The sequence below is a fragment of the Halobacillus sp. K22 genome (assembly GCF_052246795.1).
Classification (GTDB): Bacteria; Bacillota; Bacilli; order Bacillales; family Halobacillaceae; genus Halobacillus.
This window is the reverse complement of sequence record NZ_JBQQCN010000016.1, coordinates 1-23,625: the sequence shown is the minus strand read 5'-3', so window position 1 is coordinate 23,625 and position 23,625 is coordinate 1. Positions and strand designations below refer to the sequence as shown.

Annotated in this window: 25 protein-coding genes; 13 read left to right on the top strand and 12 right to left on the bottom strand. The window is 40.6% G+C overall.

Annotated elements, in window-relative coordinates; translation table 11 throughout:
* Nucleotides 1-41: 41 nt before the first annotated feature.
* Complete coding sequence (locus ACTWPM_RS12445; RefSeq protein ID WP_443133362.1) at nt 42-407, bottom strand: hypothetical protein; 366 nt, start codon at nt 405-407, stop codon at nt 42-44.
* Between the two features lie 160 nt (nt 408-567).
* Here ACTWPM_RS12445 and ACTWPM_RS12440 point away from each other — a divergent pair, with 160 nt between their 5' ends.
* Nucleotides 568-1,002, top strand: a complete 435-nt coding sequence (locus ACTWPM_RS12440) for a DMT family transporter (RefSeq protein WP_443133361.1) — start codon at nt 568-570, stop codon at nt 1,000-1,002.
* A gap of 70 nt (nt 1,003-1,072) precedes the next feature.
* On the opposite strand, the gene nadA is transcribed toward ACTWPM_RS12440, so the two are convergent.
* From nadA to nadB, 3 genes are read right to left on the bottom strand one after another with little or no spacing between them, the layout of a single operon-like run.
* Nucleotides 1,073-2,179, bottom strand: coding sequence for a quinolinate synthase NadA (gene nadA / locus ACTWPM_RS12435; protein WP_443133360.1), 1,107 nt, complete (start codon nt 2,177-2,179; stop codon nt 1,073-1,075).
* The gene (gene nadC / locus ACTWPM_RS12430) at nt 2,166-3,029 is read right to left on the bottom strand and encodes a carboxylating nicotinate-nucleotide diphosphorylase (protein ID WP_443133359.1); all 864 of its coding nucleotides are present in this window, start codon (nt 3,027-3,029) and stop codon (nt 2,166-2,168) included. The genes nadA and nadC overlap by 14 nt, the downstream gene beginning before the upstream one ends.
* The gene (gene nadB, locus ACTWPM_RS12425; RefSeq protein ID WP_443133358.1) at nt 3,010-4,572 is read right to left on the bottom strand and encodes an L-aspartate oxidase; all 1,563 of its coding nucleotides are present in this window, start codon (nt 4,570-4,572) and stop codon (nt 3,010-3,012) included. Before nadB ends, nadC begins: the two co-directional genes overlap by 20 nt.
* A gap of 99 nt (nt 4,573-4,671) precedes the next feature.
* On the opposite strand from nadB, the gene ACTWPM_RS12420 reads away from it, so the two are divergent.
* A complete protein-coding gene (locus tag ACTWPM_RS12420; protein ID WP_443133357.1) occupies nt 4,672-5,817 on the top strand; it encodes an IscS subfamily cysteine desulfurase in 1,146 nt (381 codons plus the stop codon).
* Nucleotides 5,818-5,854: 37 nt separating this feature from the next.
* Here ACTWPM_RS12420 and ACTWPM_RS12415 read toward each other — a convergent pair whose 3' ends face one another.
* Nucleotides 5,855-7,174, bottom strand: coding sequence for a TrkH family potassium uptake protein (locus ACTWPM_RS12415; protein ID WP_443133356.1), 1,320 nt, complete (start codon nt 7,172-7,174; stop codon nt 5,855-5,857).
* A 197-nt stretch (nt 7,175-7,371) separates the two neighbouring features.
* Between ACTWPM_RS12415 and ACTWPM_RS12410 the strand changes: the two genes are divergently transcribed.
* Together ACTWPM_RS12410 and mscL are read left to right on the top strand one after the other, a co-directional pair.
* Complete coding sequence (locus ACTWPM_RS12410; RefSeq protein WP_443133355.1) at nt 7,372-8,190, top strand: ABC transporter ATP-binding protein; 819 nt, start codon at nt 7,372-7,374, stop codon at nt 8,188-8,190.
* A 97-nt stretch (nt 8,191-8,287) separates the two neighbouring features.
* The gene (gene mscL, locus ACTWPM_RS12405) at nt 8,288-8,779 is read left to right on the top strand and encodes a large conductance mechanosensitive channel protein MscL (RefSeq protein WP_443133354.1); all 492 of its coding nucleotides are present in this window, start codon (nt 8,288-8,290) and stop codon (nt 8,777-8,779) included.
* Between the two features lie 325 nt (nt 8,780-9,104).
* On the opposite strand, the gene ACTWPM_RS12400 is transcribed toward mscL, so the two are convergent.
* Complete coding sequence (locus ACTWPM_RS12400) at nt 9,105-9,278, bottom strand: hypothetical protein (protein ID WP_443133353.1); 174 nt, start codon at nt 9,276-9,278, stop codon at nt 9,105-9,107.
* A gap of 199 nt (nt 9,279-9,477) precedes the next feature.
* Between ACTWPM_RS12400 and ACTWPM_RS12395 the strand changes: the two genes are divergently transcribed.
* Complete coding sequence (locus tag ACTWPM_RS12395) at nt 9,478-10,719, top strand: MFS transporter (RefSeq protein WP_443133352.1); 1,242 nt, start codon at nt 9,478-9,480, stop codon at nt 10,717-10,719.
* Nucleotides 10,720-10,753: 34 nt separating this feature from the next.
* Here the strand turns inward: ACTWPM_RS12395 and ACTWPM_RS12390 are convergent, their stop codons facing one another.
* Nucleotides 10,754-11,182 carry a BrxA/BrxB family bacilliredoxin gene (locus ACTWPM_RS12390; RefSeq protein ID WP_443133351.1) on the bottom strand — a complete coding sequence of 143 codons (429 nt, stop codon included), beginning with the start codon at nt 11,180-11,182 and terminating at the stop codon, nt 10,754-10,756.
* A gap of 11 nt (nt 11,183-11,193) precedes the next feature.
* A complete protein-coding gene (locus ACTWPM_RS12385; protein WP_443133350.1) occupies nt 11,194-12,342 on the bottom strand; it encodes a conserved virulence factor C family protein in 1,149 nt (382 codons plus the stop codon).
* A gap of 281 nt (nt 12,343-12,623) precedes the next feature.
* Here ACTWPM_RS12385 and ACTWPM_RS12380 point away from each other — a divergent pair, with 281 nt between their 5' ends.
* The 3 genes from ACTWPM_RS12380 to ACTWPM_RS12370 are packed head-to-tail and all read left to right on the top strand — an operon-like array spanning nt 12,624 to nt 14,988.
* Nucleotides 12,624-13,544, top strand: coding sequence for an ABC transporter ATP-binding protein (locus tag ACTWPM_RS12380; protein ID WP_443133349.1), 921 nt, complete (start codon nt 12,624-12,626; stop codon nt 13,542-13,544).
* A complete protein-coding gene (locus ACTWPM_RS12375; protein WP_443133348.1) occupies nt 13,537-14,514 on the top strand; it encodes an ABC transporter permease in 978 nt (325 codons plus the stop codon). The genes ACTWPM_RS12380 and ACTWPM_RS12375 overlap by 8 nt, the downstream gene beginning before the upstream one ends.
* A gap of 21 nt (nt 14,515-14,535) precedes the next feature.
* Nucleotides 14,536-14,988 (top strand): DUF4064 domain-containing protein, encoded by a 453-nt coding sequence (locus ACTWPM_RS12370; protein WP_443133347.1) that lies wholly within the window; start codon nt 14,536-14,538, stop codon nt 14,986-14,988.
* A gap of 123 nt (nt 14,989-15,111) precedes the next feature.
* Here ACTWPM_RS12370 and ACTWPM_RS12365 read toward each other — a convergent pair whose 3' ends face one another.
* The gene (locus ACTWPM_RS12365) at nt 15,112-15,285 is read right to left on the bottom strand and encodes a hypothetical protein (RefSeq protein ID WP_443133346.1); all 174 of its coding nucleotides are present in this window, start codon (nt 15,283-15,285) and stop codon (nt 15,112-15,114) included.
* A 121-nt stretch (nt 15,286-15,406) separates the two neighbouring features.
* Between ACTWPM_RS12365 and ACTWPM_RS12360 the strand changes: the two genes are divergently transcribed.
* Together ACTWPM_RS12360 and ACTWPM_RS12355 are read left to right on the top strand one after the other, a co-directional pair.
* On the top strand, nt 15,407-16,318 hold the full coding sequence (locus ACTWPM_RS12360) for a formate/nitrite transporter family protein (protein WP_443133345.1): 912 nt from the start codon (nt 15,407-15,409) through the stop codon (nt 16,316-16,318).
* A 73-nt stretch (nt 16,319-16,391) separates the two neighbouring features.
* Nucleotides 16,392-17,084 (top strand): Type 1 glutamine amidotransferase-like domain-containing protein, encoded by a 693-nt coding sequence (locus ACTWPM_RS12355; protein ID WP_443133344.1) that lies wholly within the window; start codon nt 16,392-16,394, stop codon nt 17,082-17,084.
* A gap of 57 nt (nt 17,085-17,141) precedes the next feature.
* On the opposite strand, the gene ACTWPM_RS12350 is transcribed toward ACTWPM_RS12355, so the two are convergent.
* Nucleotides 17,142-17,612 (bottom strand): DinB family protein, encoded by a 471-nt coding sequence (locus tag ACTWPM_RS12350; RefSeq protein WP_443133343.1) that lies wholly within the window; start codon nt 17,610-17,612, stop codon nt 17,142-17,144.
* 132 nt (nt 17,613-17,744) lie between these two features.
* On the bottom strand, nt 17,745-18,773 hold the full coding sequence (locus tag ACTWPM_RS12345; protein ID WP_443133342.1) for an AimR family lysis-lysogeny pheromone receptor: 1,029 nt from the start codon (nt 18,771-18,773) through the stop codon (nt 17,745-17,747).
* A gap of 178 nt (nt 18,774-18,951) precedes the next feature.
* Here ACTWPM_RS12345 and ACTWPM_RS12340 point away from each other — a divergent pair, with 178 nt between their 5' ends.
* Nucleotides 18,952-19,716 carry a MerR family transcriptional regulator gene (locus ACTWPM_RS12340; protein ID WP_443133341.1) on the top strand — a complete coding sequence of 255 codons (765 nt, stop codon included), beginning with the start codon at nt 18,952-18,954 and terminating at the stop codon, nt 19,714-19,716.
* A 90-nt stretch (nt 19,717-19,806) separates the two neighbouring features.
* On the opposite strand, the gene ACTWPM_RS12335 is transcribed toward ACTWPM_RS12340, so the two are convergent.
* The gene (locus ACTWPM_RS12335; protein ID WP_443133340.1) at nt 19,807-20,811 is read right to left on the bottom strand and encodes a class I SAM-dependent methyltransferase; all 1,005 of its coding nucleotides are present in this window, start codon (nt 20,809-20,811) and stop codon (nt 19,807-19,809) included.
* A gap of 264 nt (nt 20,812-21,075) precedes the next feature.
* Here ACTWPM_RS12335 and ACTWPM_RS12330 point away from each other — a divergent pair, with 264 nt between their 5' ends.
* Both ACTWPM_RS12330 and ACTWPM_RS12325 read left to right on the top strand, forming a co-directional pair.
* A complete protein-coding gene (locus ACTWPM_RS12330; RefSeq protein ID WP_443133339.1) occupies nt 21,076-21,864 on the top strand; it encodes a LysM peptidoglycan-binding domain-containing protein in 789 nt (262 codons plus the stop codon).
* A gap of 843 nt (nt 21,865-22,707) precedes the next feature.
* Complete coding sequence (locus ACTWPM_RS12325; protein ID WP_443133338.1) at nt 22,708-23,304, top strand: 3D domain-containing protein; 597 nt, start codon at nt 22,708-22,710, stop codon at nt 23,302-23,304.
* The last annotated feature ends 321 nt before the right edge of the window (nt 23,305-23,625 follow it).

Here is a 23,625-nt window from a genome sequence, read left to right as displayed (position 1 = left end):
TTCAGGGTAGCCCTCAAAAGAAACGACCAGCAAAAAAGAATCTAATACCAGAACTCTCTGGAAATATCCATTTTAATCGTTGGATTTTCAGCTTTCAATTTACCAAGCAATTTGCCGCAGTTTCTAATGTGAACCAAATATTTTCTTCCACTGTTCATTTTAAACACCAACCCGCTATACCTCCTATCTACCGTACCAATTTGGATGGCTTCCTTAGGAAATTGACCCCACTGTGCATCGTAAATTGTATCTATTTCTTGAATGGGGAGCCGAGTCGTTTCCCGGCCAAAAACTCGAGTAAGCATAAGCTCACTGTTCGAAATTTTATAATTAACCGCTATCAAATTACCGATAACAAATAGGAGGGCAAAAACTAGAAACAATAAAAGCATATACACAATAATCATTTGAAGCATTTGTCTCCTTTCTATATAAATCCTTGATAATAGGTACGTTTTAAATAAGAGAGAGGTTTCATAACGTTTGAAATCAATAAGTTGAGCTCCTGGATAGAGTTTGAAATAATTGTGCTTATATATTGATTGAGAATAGAGGGGGAAGTAAGCTATGCAGTGGTTATTAATGTTACTGGTTTTCATAGGTGGAATTGGTGTGGCCATCCAATCATCTGTAAATGGGGGGCTAGGGCAGAAGATTGGGGTATTTGAAGGAGCATTTACATCCTTCTTAGTTGGAACAGTCGTTTTATTTTTAGTCATGCTGTTTTTTGGTAAAGGGAATTTAGTTAACGTGTTTCAGGTGCCTAAATGGCAGCTTCTTGGAGGCGTACTGGGAGCTTTCTTCGTTTCGACCATGGTTTTAGCTGTACCTAGAATTGGAGTGGGGGCGGCGATTTTCACTCTGATATCTGCTCAGCTCATTGCAAGCTCACTCATCGATCACTTCGGCTGGCTTGGTATGAAACAGATCCCGCTGGATGGTCAAAGAATAGCTGGTATGGCGCTCATGATCATTGCTATTTTGCTTTATACTAAAAATTAATATCTACATACAAAAAGGCGCTTCTCTGTTAAGGGAGGCGCCTTTGTTTGGTTACCGAAAAGCCCAAAATTTAAGCTCTTTCCAGCATCCGTTCCAATGCTTTTTTGGCATCCTCGGCAATGGCAGAATCAACTTTAATTAGGTTTTGAGGTTTTCCTTCGGCTAATGATTCCAGGGACCAGGCGAGGTGAGGGAGATCAATTCGATTCATTGTAAGACAAGGACACATTCGTGGATTTAAGGAAATGATATGCTGTTCCGGATGTTCGTGGATAATTCGGTTCACTAAATTCATTTCCGTACCGATCGCCCATGCACTGCCAGGAGGAGCATTTTCGATCTGATTAATAATGTAATTCGTTGATCCAGCATAATCGGATAGAGCTACTACTTCACGGCTGCATTCAGGGTGAACGATGATGTTCATATTAGGATAATCTTTTCGTACCTGTTTGACGTTTGGCACAGTAAAGTTTTCGTGAACCGAACAGTGCCCTTTCCATAAAATCACTTTCACTTCTTCTACGGGTACTTCGTGAATCAACTCTTCTTGTATAGGATCCCATATGGCCATTTGTTCGAGAGGGATGCCGAGGTTGTAGGCGGTATTCCGTCCTAGATGCTGATCCGGCAAAAACATAATACGCTCTTTTTGAGATAAAGCCCATTCGATCATGCCCGCTGCATTGGAGGAAGTGACTGTGGCTCCGCCATGCTTCCCTACAAATGCTTTAATGGCCGCAGTTGAATTAACATAAGTAAGAGGTAGTATGGTGTCGTTAAAGATGTCCATTAGCTTCTTCCATGCTTTTTCAGTTTGCGTGAGGTTCGCCATATCCGCCATCGAACAGCCAGCTCTCATATCAGGTAGATACACATGCTGGTCCTCCCGGGTAAGAATATCGGCGGTTTCTGCCATAAAATGTACTCCGCAAAAAACGATGGCTTCTGCTTCGTGCTGACTTGCCGAAAGTTGAGCTAGTTTAAGAGAATCTCCGCGTACATCGGCAAACTGGATGACTTCATCTTTCTGATAGTGGTGACCAGGTAGAAAAAGTCGCGCGCCCATTGTCTTTTTCACACGCCGAATGATCGTTTCTAATTCCTCCGTCCTCCTATTTTTGTAACGCTCGGGTAAAGTGGGGCTGGAATTTTCCATCGTTTCAAATAGATTCATAGTTGGGCCTCCTTTGTTTAATCGAAACATTTGCACTAATATCAAGAGAAGTAGCTGAATGGGTAAGTGCTCCAAGGGAAATATAATCGACTCCCGACTCGCGGTATGCGGCTAAATTATTCAAGTGAATTCCTCCTGAAGCTTCTGTTGTAATGTGAGAAGGGACGAACTTGACCAAAGTGCTGATTTCTTCTGGAGATCGGTTATCGAACATAATGCAGTCAGCTCCAGCCTGGATAGCTTCCTTAACCTGAGATTCCGTTTCTGTTTCCACCTCAATTTTGACCATGTGCCCCAGCTTGGCTCTTACTATGTCGACGGCTTTTAAAATGGAACCGGCAAAAGCTATATGATTATCTTTCAACATGACGGCGTCGAACAAACCATATCTATGATTTACTCCCCCTCCCATCCGGACAGCGTATTTTTCAAATATTCTTAGCCCAGGGGTGGTCTTTCTTGTGTCACAAATTTTCGTTTCTTGATTATTGAGAGTTTCAACTGCTCGTTTAGTAAGCGTAGCGATTCCGCTCATTCGTTGAATTAAATTAAGGATCACCCGTTCACCTTTCAGTAAATTTACGATCGGTCCTTGAATAGCAGCGATGCAATCACCAGAACGGACTTCAGTCCCATCGTGAGTATAAAGTTCAATCATAATCGACGGATCAAGCAGCTGATAACCCTCTCGAATAATTTCCATACCACAAAAAATGCCGGGCTGTTTGCTTACAAAATGCAGCTCACCTTCCGCATCATCAGGGAAGAGGAAGTCACTGGTTACATCATGATCTCCTATATCTTCCATAAAAAAATCTTCCAGCAGGCGCCTAACTTTTAATCTGTTCATTGAATGACCTTCTTTCTAATGATCTTTGCTTAAGAATCTTTTTGTTCTGCCAGTAGGTTCTTTCTTCAGGAAAATCACTGCGATAATGACCTCCCCGGCTTTCCTCCCGTTCTATAGCTGAGTGTGTAACCAGCCAGGCCGTCTGCATCATAAAGAAACGGGTGATTTGTTCGATAGTGAGCAAATCAAGCCTGGATTCATAAAACTTTTCTAATTGGAATGATTCCAGCCACTCTATTTGCTCAGTAAGTCCTTGAGCTGAGCGCACAATCCCTACCCGGTCCATCATGGTTCGCTGGATTAATTCTTTTTCGGGTAAAACAGGGAAGATGGGTGTCGTCTTTTTACTGGTTGAATGAATAGACATATGCTTCACAGGAGAGCAGTTAATGTGCTGGGCAAGTCGTTTTCCAAACATGAGTCCTTCGAGCAACGAATTACTGGCGAGTCGATTTGCACCATGCACACCGGTACAAGCCGTTTCTCCAAGAGCATATAGGCCTTGGACATTGGTTCGACCAATGGAATCGGTCTGTACACCACCCATAGCAAAGTGGGCGCCCGGTGCTACAGGTATTCGTCCTCTACTTAAATCAATACCGTGCTTCTCACAAAGAGTGGTAACCGTAGGGAATTTAACAGGAAAATCTGTAATGGAGCTTATGTCTAAATAAATGCGTTGTCCTTTCCTTAAACAATCATAGATGTTCTGCGCCACTATGTGTCTTGGCGCTAAGTCTTTCAAAGGGTGAACATTTTCCATGATTCTTTCACCCAATTCATTAATTAATATAGCCCCTTCTCCCCTAACTGCCTCTGAAACAAGCCCTTTCGTTTCTCCGTTCGAGTATAAAAGAGTGGGATGGAATTGAATAAATTCCATGTCTGCAAGCTCTGCCCCGGCCATATATGCTAAAGCCAAGCCATCTCCCGTAATCGTATCCTCGTTAGAGGTTAAGGAATAGAGCTGGCCACAGCCGCCAGTTGAAAGAACGACATAGGGAGCTGTGAATGTATGTACAGCGTTTTCTATATCTTTACTTTTAACACCATAACAGCGGCCCTGGTCATCAAGAAGCAGCTCGAAAACAAACTCATTTTCATAGATAGAGATCTTAGTTGATAAGTGTTGAATAAGTCCTTCTACGATCCGCTTTCCGGTTTGGTCTCCACCTCCATGAACGATTCTGCGGTGGCTGTGAGATCCCTCTTTACCGAGGAGTAGGGCCCCGGTTTCATCAGTATCAAACCGACATCCATCCTTTATGAGTTCCGCAACGAGGGCGGGAGCTTCTTCTGCTAATTGCATCACAGTCTGCGGATGATTTAAGTGGCAGCCGGCTTCAAGTGTATCTAAGTAGTGAAGATAAGAGTTATCGCGAGGTCCGATTGCTGCTGCGATTCCTCCTTGAGCACAAGTTGAATTGCTATGTTTCAAGAAAGACTTTGTGAGAACAATCACATTTAAATCCTTAGTTAAGTGTCTGGCTAACTGTAAGGAGGCAATCCCGCTCCCTACAATAATCACGTCTGCTTTTTTCATATTCAGCCTCCTGGTTGTTTACAGGTGTATTGACACTTATATTTACACAGAATTAAACTTATGACAAGTGGTTTACTTGAAAAAGGGAGGATAAAAGGAATGTCTAACTATTTTGACTATGCAGCCACGTGCCCAATCGATGAGGAAGCCCTGGAAGCTTATATCAAAGCTTCCCGCGAATTCTACGGGAACACCAGCAGTCTGCACGACACGGGAACAAAAGCTGAAGTGCTGCTATCTCATTGCCGCGAGACACTTGCGGATTTTCTAGAGGTTATAAAAGAAGGGATTTATTTTACAAGTGGAGGTACAGAAAGTAACCTGCTTGCCATAGAAGGTCTAATGAAAGCAGGTAAAGGAAACCATATGATTACTTCAGCTGCCGAACATTCCTCTGTAAAAAATTCAGTCAAAAGAATGGAAGCTGAAGGGTATGAAGTCAGCTTGCTTCCATTGTCGAAGGAGGGAACCGTTGACGTAAACGAATTAGAAAAACTAATGCGTGAAGATACCGTGCTTGTATCTATTCAGCACGTAAATGGTGACATTGGGACAATCCAGCCTATAAAAAGAATTCGAGAGGTTTGCGATAAGTGGGGTGCATTGTTACATAGCGACTGTGTTCAATCATTTGGTAAAGTGCCACTAAATTCAATTACGCCTTACCTGGACAGTTTCTCACTCTCAAGTCATAAGATATATGGACCTAAAGGAGCGGGAGCCCTGTACATCAGCCCGTCTGTTTCTTTCCGGCCCCTGCTGCCAAATGGAACTCATGAAGGTGGCGTTCGAGCAGGCACCGTAAACACTCCAGGGATCGCGGGCTTTACAACGGCTGCTTCAAAATCCATTCGAGAGCTTCAGGACCGCCAATCTAAAATTAAAGCTTTAAAGAGTGAGTTTTTAATGGCTGTTAAAGATATAAGATCGCGGATCACAGTAGTATGCGAGTCCGTGAATTCGGTTCCGATTATCGGGGTATGTATTCATGGTCTAGAAGGTCAGTGGGTAATGCTTGAAGCCAATCGTCGTGGGTATGCTTTTTCCACGGGCAGTGCCTGTCAAGTTAGGAGAGAAGGTTCTCCTCCAATCCTTAGGGCTGTAGGAATAAACGAAGATGAGGCGAAATCTTTTATCCGTCTGTCTTTTAGCCATGAACAGACAAGAGGGGATATACATAGACTCGTGAAGTGTCTTGAAGAAATAATATCCGGCTATTCAGTTCCTTCCATTAAAGCTGAATAAGCCCTCTCTCTAATAGGCAGAGGAGAGGGCTTGCAGACTAGCCGGTTAATACGTCTTCATTCGGATATTTAACTGGATCCGGTTTGTAACGAGCGAAAGCAAAAGCAAAGGTCAATGGTCCTAACTTTCCAATCAACATGATGAAGATCAGCGTCAATTTTCCTATTAGAGTTAAATTACTTGTAAGTCCCATAGATAAACCAACAGTGCCAAATGCAGATATAGTTTCGAACACGATCATTAAAAAAGGGGCATCTTCAGATAGGTTTAGAATAAAAGCCCCGGTAAATATCACACCTACACTGCCGACTGTGAGAGCAAGGGCACGCATGATCAGGTGAAAGTGGAAACTTCTTCGATATAGGGTCACGTGCTCTTTCTGCCTGAAAAAAGTAATAGTCGCCAGGACTATGATGAGAGCGGTGGATAGTTTGATACCACCGGCAGTGGAGGTACTGCCACCCCCGATGAACATAAGCATCAGCATGTAAAAGAGAGAAGACTCTTCCATCTGACTAATATCAATTGAATTAAATCCTGCTGTTCTTGGTGTTACTGCCTGAAAATAGGCTGCTTGCAATTTCCCGAATGTAGAGAAGTCTGCGATGGTGGCTGGATTATTGAATTCTAAAATGAAAATCATAAACAAGCTAACCACATTTATAAATAAGGTACCTACCAGCATGATTTTCGTGTGAAGGGAAAGGTGGTAAAATTCTTTACTTTTCCACAAGTCAAAGACAACCGTAAATCCTATTCCCCCAATGATGAAAAGCAGTGTAATGACAATATTGACAAGCGGGTCGACTGCATATGCAGAGAGGCTGTCGGACCAGATAGAAAAACCGGCATTATTGAAAGCTGAAATGGAATGAAAAATACTTGCATAGATACCTTTAGCCATTCCCATTTCTGGAACCCATCGTAAAGATAGAAAAACTACGGCTAAGGTCTCAATAGTTATTGAAAAAATAAATAATTTACGAACCAGACGGATAATTCCGCCCAGGGAAGTTTGATTTAATGCCTGCTGAATTAACAATCGCTCTTTAATTCCAATCTTTTTACCAAGCATTATGTAAATCAGTACCGCAAATGTCATAATTCCTAAACCGCCAACCTGGATCAGAACTAAAATGATAACCTGACCGAACAAGGTGAATGCTGTACCTGTATCTATTACGACTAACCCGGTAACCGTCATGGCTGAGGTTGCTGTAAACAGAGCATCAATGAAAGTTATTCCATTGGTTGTAGCGGAAGGCAGTTTGAGCATTAATGTGCCAGCGGATATAAAGAGCATAAACACGCTGATCAGCGTTTGAGGCGGACTCATGTGAATCATACGGGTTTTCATGGCTATCTCCTTAAGTAAAAGAATGATCTTATTATAATCCAAGCTTAAAAAAGAGAAATAGCCCATTAGAACTACTTTTAGTTAACTTGCTTGTTTTTAATAAAATCTTTATAATCATATGTGATAATGATTTTCACTATTAGCATTTACTATAGATATATAAAGTTTGTTTATAGATTTGAGGGAGGATTTTTTGCATGGCAAAACTGATGACAGAAAAAGTCGGTATCGCTTATGGTGAGTACAATGTTGTGGAAGACCTGGACTTGGATATACCCGAAAATCAAATAACGACCATTATAGGTCCGAATGGGTGCGGGAAGTCCACAATACTGAAGGCTTTAGCCAGAATCCACACCGTAAATTCAGGAAGTGTCTATTTAGATGGCAAAGCGATTAAAAAGGAATCCACTAAAAACATTGCCAAAAAAATGGGTGTGCTCCCTCAAACGCCGAAAGCACCAAGCGGTTTGACTGTCTCTGAATTAGTTTCTTACGGAAGGTTCCCTCATCAAAAAGCCTTTGGAAAGTTAAATGATCACGATAGAGAAATGATTCAGTGGGCTCTATCCATTACAGGTATTGAGGAATTTGCAGACCGCCCAATTGATGCTCTCTCAGGCGGTCAGCGCCAGCGAGTGTGGATTGCGATGGCCCTGGCACAAGAGACAGAATTGCTTATTTTAGATGAGCCGACAACATACTTGGATTTAGCTCACCAGCTGGAAGTCCTTAAGCTATTAGAACAGTTGAATCGGGAAGAGGGACGTACCATTGTAATGGTCATCCATGACTTAAACCATGCAGCTCGATTTGCTGACTATATTGTAGCTTTAAAAGAAGGGCGTATAATCAAGGAAGGAACACCTGCAGAGGTAATCAATTCAAAAGTTCTGGAAGAAGTATTCCAAATCGATGCGGAAGTCGTTCAGGATCCAAGAACGAACCGGCCGGTCTGCCTTACCTATGATCTTTTGGGATCCGTTCCTAATGTATGCCAAAAAGCCATTTTATAAATGTACCCCCGGGCGGCTAGCCCGGGGTTTTTTTGTGGGCTCATAGTTTGTCCAGATATCTCATAGGATAAAAAAGGAAGGGAGAGGAGGAGAAACGATGGGGCTGTTCCATGAATTTCGCCAGTTCACAGTCAGAGGGAGTGCCGTGGATATGGGGGTAGGGATGGTACTAGGCGCGGCATTCAGCGGATTTATTGATTCGCTTGTCACAGATATCCTGCTTCCTCCTGTAGGGTTACTATATGCCAAAATGAACTTTGAAGAAATGTTTCTTAATTTAAGCGGGGGGTTCTATCCAAATCTGTCTGCGGCTAAAGAAGGTGGGGCTGTAACGATCAATTATGGACTATTCCTTACGGCAACGGTCCGTTTTATGATCGTCTTATTTGCTGTATTTCTTGTAGTCAGGCAAATTAATCGCTGGAAAAAACCTCATCAGCACCCGTTACATGCCATGACAAAAAAAGAGTGCCCTTATTGTTGTACGCCTATACCCTCTCAAGCAGTTATCTGCCCTAATTGTGGGTCTCACCTGGAGCAAGATGTCACTAAAATAAAGCCGCAAAAAACACGGTGGAATATTAAATAATTAACTTCTGTTCTATCTATTGGTTGATTTTTTTAAAAGATAAGCTTCATTTATTAATCCTCAGCTTCGAGACATCTCCAGGGAAAGGGGGAAGAGGCTTGGTTGAGAACTAACTCGCGTTCCGGCATCGTGTAGGGCGACGGGCGAACCGTACTCTGCAGGACCTTCAACGCAAACCAATACCTTGAAACTGGGTCTTCAATGACGGCCCTTTAGTTGGAGAACGCTTTTGTGTTAACCAATAACAACGTTATATAGAAGAAATAATAATAAAAAAGGAATACCCGGAAAAGGGTATTCCTTTTTAAGTTTGCATTATAATTAATTACTCTTCAGAGTCAGACTCGGTCTCTGTTTCAGATTCGTTTTCTTCAGAACCAGAACCATCTTCCATTTCAGACTGTTCTTCTGTATCTTCACCATCTTCACCTTCACCACCGCAAGCGGCTAACGTAAGTACTGAAACTAAACCGAAAGCTAACATCCATTTTTTAATCAAAAGGAACATCCCCTTTCAAAATATACTACATATAAAAAGTAACCTATGGAAGTAAATGGTGCATAAAGGATTTATGAAAAAATGGTAAATTTTTATAAGTTTTTCTGCTTCATTTTTACAAATAAAGTAAATTTGTTAGAGCAAATATTTACTTTTGGTTTGGATACCCTAATAGTATGAATTCAAATGAGGTGTAATTATGGAGAACAAAGTCAGCCGATGGTGCCTCATTAGTATGGCATCCATTCCACTAGTAATGACGCTTGGAAATTCAATGTTAATACCAGTGCTTCCGATATTTGAAAAAAAGGTGGGGATATCTTCTTTTCAATCCAGTACAATCATTACCAGTTATTCTTTAGCCGCTATCTTTCTTATACCTGTTGCTGGTTATTTATCGGATCGTTTTGGAAGGAAAATTGTGATATTACCTAGTTTGATTTTAGCTTTTATAGGAGGAGTAATAGCAGGATTTGCCTCATGGAAAATGAGTGACCCATTTATATGGATCATTATCGGACGAGTTCTTCAGGGGATGGGAGCAGCGGGAGCTACCCCGATTATTCTTCCACTTGTAGGTGATTTGTACAAAGATGATGATGAAAAGACCAGTTCCTGTCTAGGTTTGATTGAAACGTCCAATACATTTGGTAAAGTATTAAGTCCAATTCTCGGCGCAGCGTTTGCTGCTTTCTTATGGTTTTTACCATTCTTTTCTATCTCCTTTTTTAGTTTAATATCTATCCTTCTGGTTTTCTTTTTCATTAAGGTTCCCAAGGGTGAAAAGGAGGAGCCTAAAAAGTTAAAGGAATTTCTAAAAAACACAAAAAAGATTTTCAAACAGGAAGGGAAATGGTTGTATCCTGTATTCTTATTAGGAATCTACGCCATGCTTATCTTATTTGGTGTACTTTTCTTCTTATCAGATATATTAGAGAAAGTTCATGATATATATGGAGTAAAGAAAGGTTTTGTTCTTGCTGTCCCTTTATTTTTTCTTTGCATCGCTTCCTTCGTAACTGGAAAGAAAATAAAAGGGGAGACAAAGACGATGAAAAAGGTCATTCTTCTGTCCTTAGCCGGCATATCAGCGAGCGTAATCTTTGTAGGCTATGTAAATAAGCAGCTTTTTCTTCTTCTCATTGTCACCAGCGTTCTTGGTATTGCCATAGGAGCCATGCTCCCAACATTAGATGCCCTTATTACAGAAGGAATTGAAAAGGAAGAAAGAGGGACGATCACTTCTTTTTACAGTTCCTCAAGGTTTATAGGGGTAGCTGCTGGTCCCCCGGTTATGTCACTGGTCATGAAAGAATTATTAAACATCAGTTATATTAGTGCGGGCATAATAGGGGTCTTGTTAATAATAATTGTTATGAAATTCATTAAGGCTGAAGATGATAATTCAGCTTCAAGCAATCCTGCAGTAACACCAACCTAAAAAAAGGCGGCCTTTTAAATGGCCGCCTTACGCATTAGCAGTATTGATTATAAGAAGTTGTTAAGTTTTCTACGATCTCTTCTACTTCATAATCTTCAATTTCTTCACGCGGGATAAAATGAAGTACTTGCCCGTCTTTTAGTAAAGCCATAGATGGAGATGATGGTTCATAGCCTTCCAAATATTCTCGCATTCGTGATGTTGCTTCACGATCTTGACCAGCAAATACAGTTACTAAATGATCGGGTTTATGATCATTTTGAAGAGATTCTCTTGCTGCTGGGCGAGCAAGACCTGCGGCACACCCGCAGACGGAATTAATGACGACCAGCGATGTCCCTTTTGTAGATGCAATGAATTCATCTACTTCTTCTGGTGTCGTTAATTCTGTGAAGCCTGCATTGGTCAGTTCATCTCTCATTGGCTGGGAAATTTCTTTCATATAAGCTTCATATGGATTCATACGTAATCCTCCTATTGTGGTTTTTGTTTTGTAGCCTGAGTCATTTGGTGCCACACAGACCCCTTAGCGTCTTCGCCGCCTTCAATTCGTTCAATAGCCATATTGATCTGCATTTTCACTTCAAACTCAGGATCGTCTTTTGCTTTCCTTAAAGCAGGGAGTGCAGATTCATCCCCAAGTTCATACAAGAACATAGCAGCACGCCATCGTACAAGTTTATTAGGGTCAGCCAGTGAATCAATCATTCGCGGCATGGCTTCTTTAAAACCTAAATCTGAAATACAATCCCCTGCTGTCCGTCTGACTGTGACGGTCTTATCATTCAATGCTTTGTAAAGAAAGGGCAGAGTTTCTATTTCTTCTATCATCCCAAGGTAAGCAGCAGCTAACCTTCGAATAGAGGCTTTGCTGTCATCTAAAGCTTTATCTAAAATGGCGTAGTCCTCGGCAGTGGGGTTCATACGGTCGAGAGCAGCATAACGAACTTTCCAGTCCTCATGATCCAATGTTTCCAGCGTTATCCTCGACGTTTTCTCAGTGGGTTCCACATAATCTGCGTCTTGATCAAACGCTTGTTTAACAAGGGATTCTAGTCGTTCTTGATCGTAACTTGCTGATAATTCGTCTTTTACTTGCTCGCCAATCTCTGAAGTATCTCCAAAACGGGGGCTTTGTTCAGCCCATTTACGTTCCATGATCATATTTGGAGAAGCTGGGGCTGCTTTCATTGCTGCCTCCATAAATCTCTCCGGAAGACCCACACGTTTCTCTTCTTCGCCATCTTCAAGCTTAACTTGCATAGGAATACCACGAAACATTTGAATAAATACTTTGGCTTCTCCAAACGTATCGTCGAGATTCTCTGACGATGCGTTTTCATTTAGTGTCTCGATTTCTGAAGATGAGCCAAGTGTATTTCTTACTTCCGGTAGAATCTGTTCCCAGGAGATCTTGGCATTTCGCTCAAGTGCAATAAAGTCAGTCACATGGTAAAGGCCTTTTACCCCCTCAATCTCAAATAATCTTTTTATAAAATCCGGGGCGCCATCCAAGTCGTCCCCTTTCTTATAGTTATGAGTTTCACCGTCAGGTAAGTGCTCATTCAGATTGATTTTCATTGAGTTTGGGCTGGGCGTTGGTTCAATTGATACAATCTTCATTTCGATTCCCCCTCCATACTCCGTTAATCTCTAGTTTATCAAAAATAAGAAACTCCATCCATTGTTAAGGAAGAAAGGGGAAGTGAGTGGAATGTCTATTCAATGGGTGTAAGTCGTATAATTGTAAGCGCAGGAGGTAAAAGAAAGATGCCTGAGTTGCAGTAATTCTCGAAATTTCCCGGGAAATATCATTGAGTTTCTGTAATAAATTATAAAAATATGAAACAACTTGTCTGTTTTTTACGTAGTACAAAAGTGAGAATAATTAAGGAGGGGTTTATTTGTCTCAATCTGTCATGCAGTTGAAGAATGTCAGTAAAACAATAAAAAATAAAAAGATTATTAAAGGGCTTGATTTTGAAATTTACAGCGGAGAAGTATTCGGTTTCCTGGGTCCTAACGGAGCAGGTAAGACGACCACTATTCGAATGATGGTTGGTTTGATGGATATGACAAACGGAGACGTCATCATACAGGGGCACAGTGTAAATAAGGATTTTAAAAAAGCTATACGCCACGTGGGTGGAATAGTGGAAAATCCAGAAATGTACCCATTTATGAGTGGTTGGAAAAACTTATTACACTATTCCCGCATGATTCCCGGAATTACAAAGGAACGAATTCAGGAAGTCATTCGCCTAGTTGGCCTTGAAAACAGAATCAAGGACAAAGTAGGTAAATATTCTTTAGGAATGAGGCAGCGTCTCGGCATTGCGCAAGCACTTTTACATAGCCCTTCCATTCTTATTTTAGACGAACCGACTAATGGATTAGATCCTGCAGGGATTCGGGAGGTTAGAGCTTATATACGTCGCATGGCTGCTGAAGAAGACGTAGCGGTTATTGTTTCCAGTCACATCCTCTCAGAGATGGAAATGATGTGCGACCGGATTGGAATTATCAAAAATGGAGAATTAATTTCTATCCAGTCTGTTGAGGATGCTCTTCAGCAAACAGATACAAAAGAAGTTTCGCTTGAAGCCTCCCCAGTGGACCGGGTCTATGAATTCTTGAAACAAAAGCTGGACTCGCCTGTCCAGTTGAATAGTAACACAGTGACCTTTAACAGTACACGTGAAGAAATACCGGGAATTATAAGCGGACTGGTTAAAGAAGGGGTGAATATTTATAGTGTCCATGTCAATCGTTCGACATTAGAGGACAAATTCCTGGACTTGATAGGAGAGAATTCCATTGAATAACTTTTTACAATTAGTACGAAATGAACAAATGAAGCTTTATTCTCAAATAGCTACTTGGATTATGCTCATTATTCTCGGGGTATTGGTTATTGGGTTCGGTGTTCTTATGAAAGTTGATAATACGATGATTAGTGGAGAAGGTCCTACAGGGGAAAATTGGAAGCAAGAGTTGCAGGAACAGAATACGCAGTTGAAAGAGGAGCAGCAGGGGCCGCCCGAGCCAGGTGAAGAAAGGGAACAGATTCAATATCCAGGGTACACAGATATTGAAATGAATGAATACCGCATTCAAAACGACATTAAGCCTTCCGGATATGATGTTTGGGATTTCGTGCAAACCAACCGGAACTTAATATCAATCATCAGCTTGTTTACAATTATCGTTGCAGCCGGCATGATAGCTAATGAGTTTAAGTGGGGAACTATAAAGCTGTTATTGATTAGACCTATTTCGAGAACCAAAATTTTGCTGTCTAAATATGTTTCTGTGCTCTTATTCGCTGGAACGATGCTTATCTGTTTGTATGCTCTTTCATTTATTGTAGGGGCAGCGCTGTTTGGGATTGACAGCATTTCACAGACTTATTTATTTCGCCAGGCAGGAGAGATTCAACAAGCGTCAATTTTTCAGCATACCGTTTCAATGTATCTACTTAGTTCTGTAAACTTATTAGTAATGGCAACTTTTGCTTTTATGATCTCTGCGGTCTTTAGAAATAGTTCATTAGCCATAGGTGTTGCTATCTTCTTAATGATGGCTGGAAACTCCATTGTGCTCTTTTTAATGGAAAGGGAATGGGCAAAATACATTCTATTTGCTAACACGGACTTAACTATGTATCTGGAAGGCAATCCTATGTTCAATGAACAAACACTAGGATTTTCTGTAGCTGTTTTAGTCGTGTACTACGTAATTTTTGTTATACTTGCCTGGACCTTTTTCACGAAAAGAGATGTGGCAAGCAATTAACCAAATAAAGGAGAGAAAAAAATGAAACGAACAGCTGAAATTGTACTTACTGTTATTGGAATCGTACTATATGGTCTTCCTATTCTGTTGAGCGGTATTTTCTTAAGTAATAAAGATAACCCTCAATTTAGGCAGGAACTGGAGAACGTTATGAATTCATCCCCTGAAATGGAGGGGAACGGGGCAATTAATGTTAATCAGATGCTTGATGCAATGGGAACCTTTACGATAGTCGTCATGGTAGCCGCTCTAGTAGCGATTGCTTTAGGGATTTTATCAATTGTATTTCTTAAAGGAGATAAGAAACCAAAAGCGGCAGGCATCATATTAATTGTCACAGCGATTATTATGACATTTGGAACATTAGGTCTTGGTATATTTGCCGGGGTAGCTTACTTGATAGCAGGTATTGTTGCACTGGTTAGAAAATCAAAGAAACCTACAGATGGGGAAAGCAGTATTGAAAGTTATTAAGTATGGTTGAAAAAGAACGGGGATTAAGGGCCTGTCCTTTTTTAGCTTACGAGCCTAAAGATGGATTTAACATAAATGGCTGCAGTCATGAAAATAGCGCTGGATTACCAGCGCTATTTTCAATTAATCCAGGTATCGATTCATTACGTCAACGTCTGCAGGTTCTCTATTATAAACTGATCCCTCTTGAGGTCTATAGCCACTTCCTCCACAGACCTTACATGTATATTTCCACTCTTCATCATCCATGAGCAAACCTTCTCCATCACAAGCAAGGCAAAATTGATCTCTCGGCATATCCATACTCCTTTGCACAATTATGGTTTAACCTTAATGTGCACCACTATGATAAAAGTTATTCGGAGTAGGATTATTTAGGAGAGATAATGGGAATATCAGAATCATTGGAGGGATATATGTGGCTAACAATGAGAAAAAAATAGAAGAAGAACATGAAACTAAAGAAACAGATACTTCTTCCAATGGCAAAATTGATCGGCCTGGCCGGCAGTTTTATATTCCATCTCAAATCGTAGATGAGTTTGGGGAGAAAGGCCGGGACCATTTAAATAAACCATTTCGCGCCCAATTTTTACTGGCGATCACAGCAGGATCGTTTATGACATTTGGAGCAATATTTTCAGTATTGCTTGCTATGGGGGTAGAAACGCAGGGCGTATATCATCTGCTTTCCGGTTTGGGGTTTGCTGCCGGTTATGCGATGGTGTTCATTTCAGGTTCCGTATTATTTACGGAAATCAACGTATTGCTTCCCTCTTATCTTTTTAATAAAGCAGGTTTAATGAAAGCCAATATTTATAAATTCTGGGCTTCTGCTTATATAGGGAATATACTTGGGGCATTTATGGTAGCAGGGCTTATTCAATTGTCCGCATCATTATCAGATCCATTCTATACGGAGCTTTCGTTGTATTTGGATAAAAAGATGAAGTTCATGGATCATGGAATCAAGGGATGGTTTGAAATTTTAGTCTCAGGTATTATAGCCAACTGGCTGATTGGTATGGCAGCCTTTCTAACTACGGCGGCTCGTGATATTACAGGTAAATTTCTGGGAACCATGCTGCCTGTTGTTTTATTCGTAGCCGGTAACTTCCAGCACAGTGCCGCTAACATGGGGTACTTTAGTGTGGGAATCCTCTCTTCTGATAAGTATGAATGGTATGAATACATCTTCTTTAACCTTATACCAGCAAGTATAGGTAACTTAATTGGCGGAGGAATCCTGGTGTCATTATTGTTCTCCTACGCTTATAAAGAAGATATTCAAACATCCTTAGGCAAGCCGAAAAACAAAAGAAGAAAGTAATTAAACCACCACCTCAGGTCATCCAGATTCTGGATGACCTGAGGTGGATAAAAGTGTTAAAGGTGGGACAGGTATGAAACAAATCGTTGCAATGGGCGGCGGAGGATTTTCTATGGAAGATGATAATCCTGGTCTGGACCAATACATATTACGACAGTCCAAAGTAAAGAACCCTTCTATTTGTTTTATTCCTACTGCAAGTGGAGACTCGGAAAATTATATTGAAAAGTTTTATCAATTTTTTGAGAACGAGGATTGTACCCCAAGTCACTTGTCATTGTTTAATCCTCCACATAACCTAAGAGAATTTATATTAACCAAAGATATTCTCTACGTGGGTGGAGGCTCGACTAAAAATATGCTGGCGCTCTGGAAAGAATGGGAATTGGAGAAAATCCTCAGAGAAGCTTGGGAACAACAGGTTGTCCTGGCCGGATTAAGTGCGGGAGCTATCTGCTGGTTCCAGCAGGGATTGACGGACTCTTATGGAGACAAACTTAGACCACTGGATTGTCTCGGGTTTATTGAAGGGAGTTGCTGTCCTCATTATGATGGAGAAGTAAACCGACGTAAGGCTTATACAAATAATATTATTAACAAGAATATAAAACCGGGATACGCATTGGATGATGGTGCAGCACTTCATATCTTGGATACAGATGTAACAAGGGCAATCAGTTCCAGAAAAAACGCGCAAGCCTACTATGTTCACAATGAAAATGGAAGAGCTATAGAAGAAAAGCTCCCAATTACTTATTTATCTTAAAAATAAACACCTCAGCCCATCCAGATTTTGGATGGGCTGAGGTGTTATTATATACCTTTATTCGAATAGCAAGATTTCGGGATCTTTATGGTAGGAATGAACGAGCATAGCATGAAGCTGGCCCCGGTGATGATACATATGGGCAATGATTTGAAGAAGCCATTCATACCGGGTGTAAGTTACTCCCCACCATGAGACGCTTTCCGTATGGAGATCCTCGTCAGTATAATTCTCATATTGTGTCTTCAATTGCGAAAAGTGATCGAATAATCTTTCAAGAATCTCCTCTTTTGAATGTAAAGAATAGGATTGATAGAAGGCGTTCATTTCTTCCTCAGAAGCGCTCTCAGCAATCATTCCATCAGCTGCCGGAATGAGCGATAGATGTTCCAATAGTTCTCCAATTGAATATTTTTCTTCTGTTGGCCTTAAAGTAAGCTCTTCTTCTGTTAACTGTCCAGCTATTTCAGAAATAGACGCAATGACTACTTCTAATTGATGAAAGGCGCTTTGACAATACATATTCATATTATCCAACCTCTTTAGTAAATTTATTGTAACTTCAATTATTCTACACTCTGCTAATAAATCCCTTTAAAGGATAAATAGTCTATATTGTTTATTACATAAAAAAAGAAGCTGTCTGGATACACTCAGCTTCTATACGATCTTAAGTACCCGTTTCATATAATGATCCGGTAATTGGGCAAAGAAATGATCGTTGTAGTCATTAATAAATCTATCTTTTGCTTTACGTAAAAGTGGTAAATTCCTTTCCGCCAAACCTAAATAAGACTGTTGGAAAGGGGTTAAGGAAGGTAATGTGGAAAGAATACTAATAGCTTCCTCTCGTTGACCACGTGAAAGTAGTAAATGAGCATTCTCGGTAGGATCATTGGAAGTCATTTGCGCAGACTTTTGGTGAAACGCAGAGATAAATGGAATGGTATGGTCACGAGTCACTTGAGCAGCATGAGGGTAACCATTAGTTTTCGCAATACTTACCGTCTTTTCTGCATAATCCATAGATGCTTCGTAATTCTCAAAGCTATAACATAAAGCTAGATTGTGGTGCATCATTATTTTTTTTCTTGGAGCAAGCCCGGAATTTATATATTTGTAAGCAAATTTCCTTGCCAGAACCAAGTGGTTGGCTTTCCAATAATGTTGGAAAGCTAGTTCATCGAACCGTAGTTTCATGTAATAGTGAAAAAGTGGTTCATTGATCGTAAATAAAGCGGTTTGAATTTCTTCTGTGAACTTATCCATTCCAGCATATTTTTTAATATCATAGTGTGCGTAAACAAGAAGGAAAAGATGAAGGCATTTTAGAGAAGGATGTTCGAAAGAAAGCTCTTCCATAGGCTTAATATCGTGAACAGTCAAGGGCCGCTTTTTTCGGTCTAGAATTATACGGTAGAGCTTTTTAACGTCTTTATGCATATAATTTTCTTTCAAGTGATGTTCCAGTTCCTTGAAGAAATCATTCATGTATAGAAATTCTGCCAATGCCAGTTGGTCTTCCAAGCGGGAAGGCCTGGAGTGGTGACAGAACTCCCTGGTGAAACCTGCTGCTTCGGTGCTGCTTTTTTCTTTCAAATAGTCATAATAAACTTTATAAACCGGGGATGTATGGTGAATATGGATGCTATTTAATTTAGCTGGTTGAATGACCTTATGGATTTGCATAAATACCCCGCCCTCATTTGTTTACTTACACTTATTATAACTTTTTTTAAAACTTCCTCAAAGTTTTGTGCCCGCGACACAGAGAAGATGTGGGCCGTGAATTTTTCTCAAGATATATAAATAAATCATTGACCCTTACGCTGCGTCATACCATAGACTCTGAATTGAGGTGATCACCATGTATAAAGTTAAGGAGGTAGCAAGTCTTGCAGGTGTTAGTGTTCGTACTCTGCACCACTATCATGATATAGGGCTTTTAAGTCCGTCGGAAGTGAAGTCGAACGGTTATCGTTATTATAGTGAAAAAGATATAGCACGACTGCAGCAGGTTCTTTTCTTTAGAGAAATGGACTTTTCATTATCTAAAATCAAAAAAATTTTAGAAGCTCCTGATTTCGATCAGGAAAAGGTTTTAAGGCGCCATAAGAAGATCCTATTAGAGAAAAGCAGACGTTTGGAACGCATCATTTTATCAGTAGATCAGACACTTCAATCATTGGAAGGAGGAAATCATATGACAAACCGTGACCGTTTCCAGCCATTTGATAAAAGTCAAATTGAACAACATGAGAAAATGTACGAGCAAGAAGTTAAAAAGCGGTGGGGAGAAACTGAAGCCTACCAGGAATCTAAAAATAGAACAAAGTCATACTCGGAAGAGGATTGGAAAAACATTCAGGAAGAAGGAGCGGAAATTGACAGGAAAATTATAGCACGGATGGACCAAGGGCCAGCCGATTTAGAAGTGCAACGCCTTATAGATGAAAAGCGCAAGCATATATCAAAATATTTCTATGAATGTCACTTAGATATATTCAGGGGCCTTGCGGATATGTATGTAAGTGACCCGAGGTTCACTAAGAATATCGATCAAATGAAGGCTGGATATGCAGATTTTTTACAGAGAGCAATGTATATCTACTGCAATAGGGTGAAAGAATAGCTACAAAAAAAGGACCGCTAAAGGTCCTTTTTTGTATAGCTTAACGAGGCTGACAAACTAGCCCGTTATGAACTTTTATATAACCATGCCTTAAAATATCGAAGCCGTTTTCGTACATATATAACCCATTTGCTCTACTGTCATAAGCTCACGGTACGTATGATTCATAACATCCGCCATTATACGGTAGTATAATCGCGACCGAATTTGATTTCTAGGAGTTGTCATAATGGCGTAACCACCTGGCTTAAGGAAACGTCGGTGCCAATCAGCAACCTCATGTTTATATTCGTCTGGAAAGTGTTCAAGCAGTCCAACAGAAAGCACAATGTCAAACTCCTTATTGAAATCAAGCCTGCGAATATCCTCAACGGTATACTCTATGTTTAAGTCATCTTTATAATAGACAGCAGGGTGTCCTGTACGTGGATTCTCACCTAAAAATGGATAGCTATCAGGAAATTCTTTAAACCTAGTCGTCTTGCAATATTCGTCGTAATCCACCATTACAATTTCTGCTCCTGGATACATCGCTCCAAGCTGCATGGCTTCGTACCCTTCAGCGGCCCCTAAAAATAATAGGCGAGGGCTGTTTAAGTGAAGTCCTTCAAATAGTGCACGTTTCCCTCTGGGATCCCAAATTCCATCCTGAACACGGTGGATATAATTCCAAAGTTGAAGTTGAACGACTTCTCCAAGGGCTTGCTTAACTTCGGAAGGTTTAAAAGTACCGAGGCTTTTTAGGAAATGATGTTTAGAATTCCCCATCTCCTTGGGAACATCTTTAATAAACCATTCATGAAAGGATTTGTTAAATAGCGTCCAGGAAGTGTGAGGATCCATATCTCGCTTGTTTTTTGCCTCCCACTCCTGTCTTTCTTTGGCAGAAGCATCTACTTCATAGGGTTTACCTACATCCTTCCAGGACAGTTGAGACCAGTCCCTGACCGTACTTAAAGTTACAAACTTATTGTAGTCTTTTTCAGAGAGTTGACGTAGATCGGTACGGTACTGACGGTGCAGATAAGTAGATCCTATATCATCTTCAGAATAGGGTTTTGCGTAATTATGTGCTCGTGTCTTTTCTTGTAACATGAAACCCCCGCCTTTGTCAGAATAGTTTTATTTATTATAAACAACAATGACAGCGCTTACAATATTTGGTGGAAAAATCCCGTTATGATAGGGTGTTTCGCCAATATAACCGGAATTATTACAACCGTGTAAAAAAAGTGTAACATTTGATATATAATTGTTGTCGTCCTGTTATTGTTGTTTGCCTCCCAGGTGGGTAAAGTTAGAGTTGTTATTTAAGACAGAGAGAAAAAATTCGACTGTTAACTCAGGGAGGCATTAATTATGAAAAAAACATTATTTTCAATAGCAGCGATCTTAATGATTATGGCATCTACAACAATTACAGCTAGCGCACAGGAAACTGTGGTTGATAGAGGAGATACACTTTGGGGCATTGGTCAAGAGTATGGGGTGTCTGTTGAAGACATTAAAGACATCAATGATCTATCTTCTAACTTGATCCATCCTGGACAAACTATTCAAATCAGTGGACAAGAAGAAAGCAATGAATCAAATGAATCAACATCAAGTGATGAACTATACACAGTTAACTCTGGAGACACTTTATGGGGTATCGGCCAGGATTATGAAGTAAAAGTAGATTCATTGAAATCCTGGAACGATCTATCTTCTGACCTTATTCATCCTGGACAAGAATTAGTTGTTGAAGGAACGCAGGCAGCTTCTACAAATGTTGAATCTTCTGAAGAGGAAGAAGAAGCTAAAGAAGAAACGAAAGAAGAAACTTCTAAATCAAATGAAACTTCTGGTGATGATGTAGCTAAAACACTAACGATGGAAGCTACCGCATATACAGCATTCTGTGAAGGGTGCTCAGGTACGACTTATACAGGTATTGATCTAAGAGCGAATCCAGATCGTAAGGTTATCGCTGTTGATCCGGACGTTATTCCACTAGGTTCTGAAGTATATGTTGAAGGATACGGAAAAGCCGTAGCCGGAGATATTGGCGGCGCTATTAAGAATGACCGCATTGACGTATTTATTCCTAACCAGGACGACGCTCTTGAGTTTGGCCGTAAAGACGTTGAAGTAACCGTATATGAATAATGATGACTACACACAACTGAATAGTTAATAAAATAATACAACGATGTCCTTTTGGGCATCGTTTTTTTCTTTTTTAATTGTTTCTATTAAACGTTATTGTTAATTTTTCAACTTCTTAAACTAAAGGGCCGGTTAGTTGAAGGCTCGATTTCGAGATATTCCAGGTCCGTTGCTAATAAAGAGAGTGGCTGACTACGGGAACAACTCGCTTTCCTGCGGGGGAACTGGCAAGTCTCCTCAGTCGTTACCACTCCTTGTGGGGTCTCGCCTAACTCCTTCTCCCGCGGGAGTCTCGTCGTTCCCTTCGCCAGCCTATGGTTGAAAAACGAACGGACCCTTTTATAAGCGTTAGAAGGTGCTTGGCCCTCTCAAACGCTTATATAGCGGGGATTATCCACTGTATACGCTCATTGTTAAAAGTTTATCTCCATCATATACCGGGCGTTTTGAACAAGATTTCGAGCTCCATATATCGCAAGGTCCGGAGGGGGACGATGTAGACTCCTGTGGGATGAACATGATCGGTAAGATCCCGGAAGGCGAAGCCTGAGGAAGCTTACCCCATGCCCACGGAAAGCGGAATCGTCCCCCGCAGGACCTAATTCTAACAAAAGTCTCGAAACTGAGTCTTCCAGTAATGGGAGCTTTACTGGAAAGTCACCAGGGAGGTTTAACTAGGTTTTTCATTATCGAGGAAAATATTACATGCATGTGAAAGAAATGTAATCATTGAAAAACGATTGTTGTCGTCCTGTTATTGAGATACAACTGTGAGGTGTTAAGGTAGGAGATGTGATTTTAAATAGAGACGAGATCTGTTTAGCAAATAAGGAGGCAAATATCATGAAAAAAACCATTCTTTCAATAGCAGCAACTTTTGCAATTATAGGGACAACAACCATTACAGCCAGCGCAAGTGAAGTAGTCGTAGATAAAGGTGACACCCTCTGGGGCATTGGTCAGGAAAAAGGGGTTTCTGTGGAGCAGCTTAAAGACGCAAATGATTTATCATCTAACCTGATTTTCCCGGACCAGACGCTTACAATTAACGGTGACACAGAGAATAATACAGAAGAAAACGAAGAAGATCATTCAGAATCCGAAGATGTACAAGCCTCTGGCTCTGAAGAGTCCTCTGGTGATGACGTAGCTAAAACACTAACGATGGAAGCTACCGCATATACAGCATTCTGTGAAGGGTGCTCAGGTACGACTTATACAGGCATTGATCTAAGAGCGAATCCAGATCGCAAGGTTATCGCTGTTGATCCGGACGTTATTCCACTAGGTTCTGAAGTGTATGTTGAAGGATACGGAAAAGCCGTAGCCGGAGATATTGGCGGCGCTATTAAGAATGATCGCATTGACGTATTTATTCCTAACCAGGATGATGCATTAGACTTCGGTCGTAAAGACGTAGAAGTAACCGTATATGAATAATATCGACTAACAAACTAAATAACTAAAGAAATAATACGGCACTGTCCTTATGGGCACAGCCGTATTATTTTTTTAGTAATTAAGGAAAATATTACATGTGTGTGAAACAAATGTAATCATTGAAAAATGATTGTTGTCGTCCTGTTATTGAGATACAACTGTGAGGTGTTAAGGTAGGAGATGTGATTTTAAACAGAGACGAGATCTGTTTAGCAAATAAGGAGGCAAATATCATGAAAAAAACCATTCTTTCAATAGCAGCAACTTTTGCAATTATAGGGACAACAACCATTACAGCCAGCGCAAGTGAAGTAGTCGTAG